The 6905-nt window shown below is 60.8% G+C and carries 4 protein-coding genes; 2 read left to right on the forward strand and 2 right to left on the reverse strand.

What is annotated here, in order from left to right:
* Positions 1-1162: HAD-IC family P-type ATPase (locus Q0R02_RS01625; RefSeq protein ID WP_293880228.1), on the forward strand; the 1162-nt coding region annotated here is incomplete at its 5' end.
* Here Q0R02_RS01625 and Q0R02_RS01630 read toward each other — a convergent pair.
* Positions 1159-1554 carry a response regulator gene (locus Q0R02_RS01630; RefSeq protein WP_293880230.1) on the reverse strand — a complete coding sequence of 132 codons (396 nt, stop codon included), beginning with the start codon at positions 1552-1554 and terminating at the stop codon, positions 1159-1161. The two genes, Q0R02_RS01625 and Q0R02_RS01630, sit on opposite strands and share 4 nt — an antisense overlap.
* Before the next feature lie 147 nt (positions 1555-1701).
* Positions 1702-2196, reverse strand: coding sequence for a DNA starvation/stationary phase protection protein Dps (gene dps, locus Q0R02_RS01635; protein WP_293880231.1), 495 nt, complete (start codon positions 2194-2196; stop codon positions 1702-1704).
* 184 nt (positions 2197-2380) lie between these two features.
* On the opposite strand from dps, the gene Q0R02_RS01640 reads away from it, so the two are divergent.
* The gene (locus tag Q0R02_RS01640; RefSeq protein ID WP_293880232.1) at positions 2381-6808 is read left to right on the forward strand and encodes a chemotaxis protein CheB; all 4428 of its coding nucleotides are present in this window, start codon (positions 2381-2383) and stop codon (positions 6806-6808) included.
* The last annotated feature ends 97 nt before the right edge of the window (positions 6809-6905 follow it).

Genomic DNA, 6905 nt, shown 5'->3' on the forward strand with positions numbered 1-6905 from the left:
CTGGGAGGGCGCATCGCGCGATCCGGGAACGGACGACGAAACCGGACTGGTCTTCGAGGGCCTGTGCGCCTTTGCCGATCCGCCGAAGCCGACGGCCGCCGCTGCCATCGCGCGCTTGGCAGCTGCCGGGGTTCGTCTGAAAATCCTGTCCGGCGACGACCCAATCGTGGTCAAGCGCCTCGCGGGCCTGGTCGGCCTGCGCGCCGATCGGGTCTTGTCGGGCAGTGACATGATGCATCTGAGCGATGATGCGCTCGCCGTCCAAGTTCGCTCGGTCGATGCCTATGGCCGGCTTGCACCGGATCAGAAGTCGCGGCTCGTCCGCGCATTGCAAGCGCGCGGCGCCATCGTCGGCTATCTGGGCGACGGCATCAACGATGCGCCCGCGCTCAAGGCCGCGCATATCGGCCTGTCGGTATCGGGCGCGACCGGGGTCGCGCAGGCTGCCGCCGACATGATCCTGCTCGATCAGGATCTGGCGGTGGCCGCGGACGGCGTGGAGGAAGGTCGGCGGACCTTCGCCAACATTCTCAAATATGTGCGGATGGGGGCGAGCTCGAACTTCGGCAACATGCTTTCGATGGCGGTGGCCTCACTTTTTCTGCCGTTCCTGCCGATGCTCCCGACCCAGATCCTGCTCAACAACCTGCTATACGATATCTCAGAGATCGGCATCCCGTTCGACTCGGTCCGGCCCGAGGCTGTCGCTCGGCCGCAAGTCTGGGACATGCGCGCGCTCATCCGCTTTGCCGCGGTCATGGGACCCTTATCGTCGGCGTTCGACCTGCTGACCTTTGGTGGGTTGATCTACCTGTTCCACGCGTCTCCGCCCGAATTCCGGACGGCCTGGTTCCTGGAATCGATGGCGACACAGATCCTGGTCATTTTCATCATCCGGACCAACGGCAGGCCCTGGGCCGATCTCCCGCGACCGGCGCTCGCTGCCACTTCGCTCGGCGCGCTCGTTGTCGCTATGATCTTGCCATTCACCCCGATAGCCAAAGCGTTTGGATTCCAGACGCCGCCACTGGCGATGTCGGGTGGCATCCTGGCCATCGTGACAGTCTATCTGATCAGCGCCGAGTTACTCAAACACGCGGCGATACGTGCTCTCCCATCGCACCGAAAACGGAACCGGCCGGTAAGGGGCGGTGCGGCCTAAGCCGTCTGGTGTGATTTGCCTGGCGTCGTCGTGCCCGTGACGCGCCGCGCTTTGGCGATGCCGTCCGCGAGGCCACTCATGTTGAAGGGTTTGGCTACAACCACCGCATTCTGCGCTAGCTGTAATATCTGGAGCGGATCCCCCGTGACATAAAGATGGGACACGAAGCCCTTCGCAAGGATCTGGCGCATTGCCGCCACACCGCTCCCCTCGGCCAGATTTCCATCGACGATCATCAGGTCGGGTTGGCAGCGCATTGCCGCCGCGACGGCGTCAACTTCGGTACTCGCAATCGCCCCAACATCATGGCCCATTGCGGTCAGCAGGTCAGCGAGATCCATCGCGATCAAGGCATTGTCCTCAACGATGACGATCCTGAGCCCCTCGGTCACTACTCACCCCCTGCCCCGCTCTCATTGACCCAGTTTGCGATCGCGTGTCGCAGGCGCCTTGCAGCCAATCGCGCGGCGGAGGGCTTTGGGGTGACACCGGGTATCGGCAATGGTGCGTCGAGATGGCTCGGCGGCGCAGTTGCCGGTTCATCCGGGCACATTGTGCGACTCGATAAACCAGAGTTGCTTGTCGATATTGCGCGACATGCCGGTAAAAAGGTCTGCGGTATCAGCATCGCCAAAGGCGACCGCTTCCTGGATGGCGCTACGCGTCGAGGTGCCAAATGTCGCCAAAGCCTCGGCTACAGCGGTGAGATGCTCGTGCTCGGAGCCGATGCCGAGCAGATAGGGCGCGAGGAACGACCGCTCGCTGGCAAGCTGGATCGTGCCGCGCGCTGTGCCGCCTAGCCCCGAGACCCGCTCGGCGATCATGTCCGACATAGCCTCGGCTTCGACTGAGATTCGATCGAACAGCTCATGGATGGCAATGAACGCTGGGCCTCGCACATTCCAGTGTGCCTGCTTGAGTTGCGCGTGAAGGTCGATCGCGGCGGCGAGATGCTTGTTCAGGATCTCATTCGACTGCGCACGGATGTGCTCGGGCAGGCTGTTGCGGGTCGGGTACATGTTCAGGTCTCCCATGCCGCCCCACCGGCTTGACGATGCACATGCGCGCAGAACGGCACGCGCTTCATAATCAGGGTTCGGCCGTGACATTGGCGCGAAGTTCGACGGTCGTTGAGCCTCGGAAACTACTCAAATCCTGTCGCGCTGCCGCGAATACATCGCGGCCCGTAAATATGTGTAGGAGGGTACGCCCTTGAACGTGCTACCCCTCTGGTGCATGGCAATGAAGAATGAGCCGGCGACCGCGCGACATAATGAAGGCGCCCATATCGCGGCACCGGCACTGGTCAGAGATACGACCCCGCTCGCCGCGCGAGGGCCTCCCGGTCCGATCCCGATCATCGCCATCGGCGCTTCGGCAGGTGGCCTCGAGGCCACGTCGAAATTGCTCGCCGGATTGCCGGCCACTACGGGCATGGCCTTCATCCCCGTCCAGCATCTCGACCCGACCCACAAGAGCTTGATGGTTGAACTGCTGGCGAAATACACCGCGCTGAAGGTCGTCGAAGCGACCGATGGCGTCTCACCTGTCCCCGACCATATCTACGTCATACCACCGGGCCGCTATCTTTCCCTCCGCGCAGGATCGTTACATCTCTCGCCACAGCAGGTTTCTCATGGCGCGCGCTTGCCGTTCGACTTTCTGCTCGGCTCGCTGGCCGAAGGCTACGGTCATCAAACAATCTGTGTCGTCCTGTCCGGAACCGGTGCGGACGGCAGCGGCGGTCTTGCCGCGCTCAAGGCCGCAGGCGGCTACGTGATTGCGCAGAAACCCGAAGAGGCCGAGTACGACGGCATGCCCCGGAGTGCGATCGGCACCGGGCTGGTCGATAAAGTTCTTGCCTTGGCCGACATACCAAAAGCGCTGACCCTTCGTGCTGCTCCGATCCTGAGCAGTGCGGCACACCTTTTTTATGACAGGATGCTACGGCCCACCGATCTGGACGAGATCATCGCTTTGCTCAAGGACAAGACCTCGCATGACTTCCGGCAGTACAAGCCGGGCACATTGGAACGCCGCATCGAAAGGCGGATCGCGCTTCTAGCGCTCGAGCGTGGCAACCTTGCTTCTTATCTCGACCTGCTCCGCAACGATGCAGCCGAGCGTGAATTGCTCGCCAAGGATCTGCTGATCAATGTGACCAGCTTCTTTCGTGATCCCAAGGTGTTCGAGGCGCTGGCGGCAACGATCATTCCGGATCTCATTCATGGCGTGGCCGAGCATCAATCGCTCAGGATATGGGTCGCAGGATGCAGCACGGGCGAGGAAGCCTATTCGATCGGCATGATATGCCGGGACGCGATCGACGCCTCCGGGCGTAAAATCAAATTGCAGGTTTTTGCGTCCGACGTCGACCCGGACGCGATAGCGACGGCGCGCGAGGGCCTGTATCCTCTCGATATTGCAACCGCCGTTCCCGCGGACCGGCTTGCGCGCTTTTTCGTCAAGGACGAGGCGGGTTACCGTGTGGCGACAAGCCTGCGCGGCGATATTGTTTTCACCGTGCAGGATGTCCTGTCGGATCCGCCCTTCTCGAAGATCGACCTCGTTTCCTGCCGTAATTTGCTGATCTACCTCAACACTGACGCCCAGGCCAAGGTGATCTCGCTCTTCCATTTCGCCTTGCGCGAAGGCGGCATTTTGATGCTCGGATCGTCCGAGACGGTCGGTAAGGCCGAAGACAGATTCGAGGTCATCGCCAAATCCGAACGCTTCTACCGGCACATTGCGCGCAGCCGGATCGGCGATGGTGGTTTCCCTCTGAGCTTTGGAGAAATCATGCCGGTGATAGGCGGCGCCGACAGGACCGCGTCGGTTACGCGCCAGACGACGCTGGCAGACATTTGCCGCAGGGCAGTCCTGGCCAGCCACGCACCAGCCGCTATCTTGATCAACCGCAAGCGCCAGTGCCTCTACTCTATGGGACCGACGGAACGCTACCTGCGGATCGCGCCTGGCTATGCCACACTTGATCTGCTCGCGATGGCGACACCCGCACTGCGGACAAAGTTGCGGCTCGCGATCGACAAGGTCAGCAAGGCGACGCCGCGCGTCGATGGCGGGCCCACGCGCCTGACCCGTGACGGTGTCACCATCTGGTTCAGTATCGATGTCCGGGCTCTTGCGGGCGACCATGAAGACCTTTTGCTTGTCTGCTTCGTGGAGGAGCTTAAGGACAGTGCGGGGGCGCCTTCAACGCATAGCGGCAGCAACCCAACACGGATTGCCGAACTCGAGCGCGAACTCGAGGCAACGCAGGCCGAACTGCAAACCTCGATCCTGAGCCAGGAAACCTCGAGCCAGGAACAGAAGGCGATCAACGAGGACGCGCTTTCGGTCAATGAAGAGTTCCAGTCGACCAATGAGGAGCTGTTGACCTCAAAAGAAGAACTGCAATCGCTTAACGAGGAACTGACAGCACTCAACAGCCAGCTCCAGGAAACGCTTGAACGTCAGCGGCTGACATCCGACGATCTCCAGAACGTCCTTTACAGCACGAATGTGGGAACGCTGTTTCTCGATATGGATCTGAAGATCCGTTTCTACACGCCGGCAATCAAGTCACTCTTCAACATCATCTCAGGCGACATCGGTCGGCCGATCGCCGACCTCCGGCCGATGGCGACCGATAATGATCTCCTCACCGACGCGCGCCAGGTTCTTGCGGACGAGGCCTCGATCGAGCACGAGATTGGCGGCCCGAACGACACCTGGTTCGTGCGACGTATTTTCCCCTATCTTGCCCATAACAACCGTGTCGAAGGTGTCGTCATCACATTCGCGGATGTCACCGAACGAAAATCTATCACGAAAGCGCTCGAGGCCGCGAAGTTGGAAGCCGAACGCGCCAATCTTGCCAAGTCACGGTTCCTCGCGGCCGCCAGCCATGATCTGCGCCAGCCGCTCCAGTCGCTGACACTCCTTCAGGAATTGCTGGCCCAATCGGTCGAGGGCGAAAAGCCACAGAAATTGCTGAGGCGCCTCGAACATACATTGGGAGCGATGTCCGGCATGCTCAATGCATTGCTCGACATCAACCAGATCGAGGCCGGCGTGGTTGAGGCCAAGCCCGTTACCTTCCCCATCGCGACGATATTCGATCATCTGCGGGATGAATTCACCTATTTGGCGCAGTCGCGCAATCTGTCGCTGCATATTCTGCCAAGCGCGGCCTTGGTCTACAGTGATCCGCAGTTGCTCGAACAGATGATCCGCAACCTCCTCGGTAACGCTGTCAAATATACCACGCGCGGGAAAGTCCTGCTCGGCTGCCGTCGTCGCGGCGACACATTGCGCATCGAGGTCTGGGACACTGGCATCGGTATCGCCGCTGACGAACTCCATGCCATTTTTGACGAATTCCACCAGATCGATAACGCTGCACGGGAACGCAGTCTTGGTTTGGGCCTTGGGCTATCGATCGTCCAACGGCTCGGACATTTGCTTGGACATCCCGTCGATGTCCGCTCGGTACCGAACAAGGGTTCGATTTTCTCGGTTACGATCGCGAGCCCAGTCGTAGCCGCTCCTGTACTCGCCGCAGATATGATCGAGACCGATCCCACCGAGGAACGGCAGCGTCATCGCTGCAAAATTGTCATCGTCGATGATGACCCCGATGTGCTCGAACTGCTCGAACAGTTGCTCAAGGGCGATGGTCATATCGTTCGAGCTGCTTCCGACGCGGCCGCGGCGTTGAAACTGATCGCGGGCGGCGCAATCAGACCGGAAATCCTGCTGACCGACTATAATCTGCCGGGCGGCACCAACGGCCTCGAACTTTTGGCGCAGCTTCGGCACAACCTGCCGCACGGATTGCCGGCCATTGTCCTAACCGGTGATATTTCGAGTGAGTCGCTGGCCCGGATCGCGGGTGAGGACTGCATTCAGTTGAGCAAACCGGTGAAGCCGCGCGAACTTGTCGCGGCGATCGAACGGCTCTGCCCGCAAAGCGCACCGCTCGCGTCTCAACGGGTCAAGGCTATCGCGGCAAAGGGGGTGCCCATAGCCTATGTCGTCGATGACGATCCGGAAATCCGGGCGACGATCAGAGAAGTGCTCGAAAGTGACGGACGGGTCGTCCAGGACTTTGCAAGCGCCGAGACCTTTTTGAGGGCCTATCGTTCGGGCGGTGAAGGTTGCCTGCTTATCGATGCCTATCTTCCGGGCATGAGCGGTGTCGCGCTGCTGGACGAGCTTCGTGCCCGAGGCGATCATTTGCCGGCGATTCTGATCACCGGCAGTAGCGATGTCGGTCTCGCAGTGGAAGCCATGCGCACGGGCGCCTGTGATTTCATCGAAAAGCCGATGGGTCGCGTAGAATTGCTGGCAAGTATCGCGCGCGCGATCGACCAGTCGCACGACACCCGGCTCATCGACGCGGCGCAAGAGGAAGCGGCCGCGCATATTGCCGATCTGACCACACGGCAGCGCGAAGTGATGGACATGGTCCTGGCCGGCCATCCTAGCAAGAACATCGCCACCGATCTCGGGATCAGTCAGCGCACCGTGGAAAATCATCGTGCGGCGATCATGCACAAGATGGGCGCAAAGTCGCTGCCCGAACTCGCGCGGACGGCGCAGGCTGCCGCTTCCCAATATCATCCTTCGGAAGATTCCTCCTAGCCCGCAATAACCGGTCGCCCCCCGGCAGAAGTGCTGCTCCAGGAATAACCGATCCGTTACAGGAGAGTGCAATGATCGTTCCCAGCGGTACCCTGAT

It is taken from the genome of Sphingomonas sp. (assembly GCF_025353885.1).
Taxonomy (GTDB): Bacteria; Pseudomonadota; Alphaproteobacteria; order Sphingomonadales; family Sphingomonadaceae; genus Sphingomonas_O.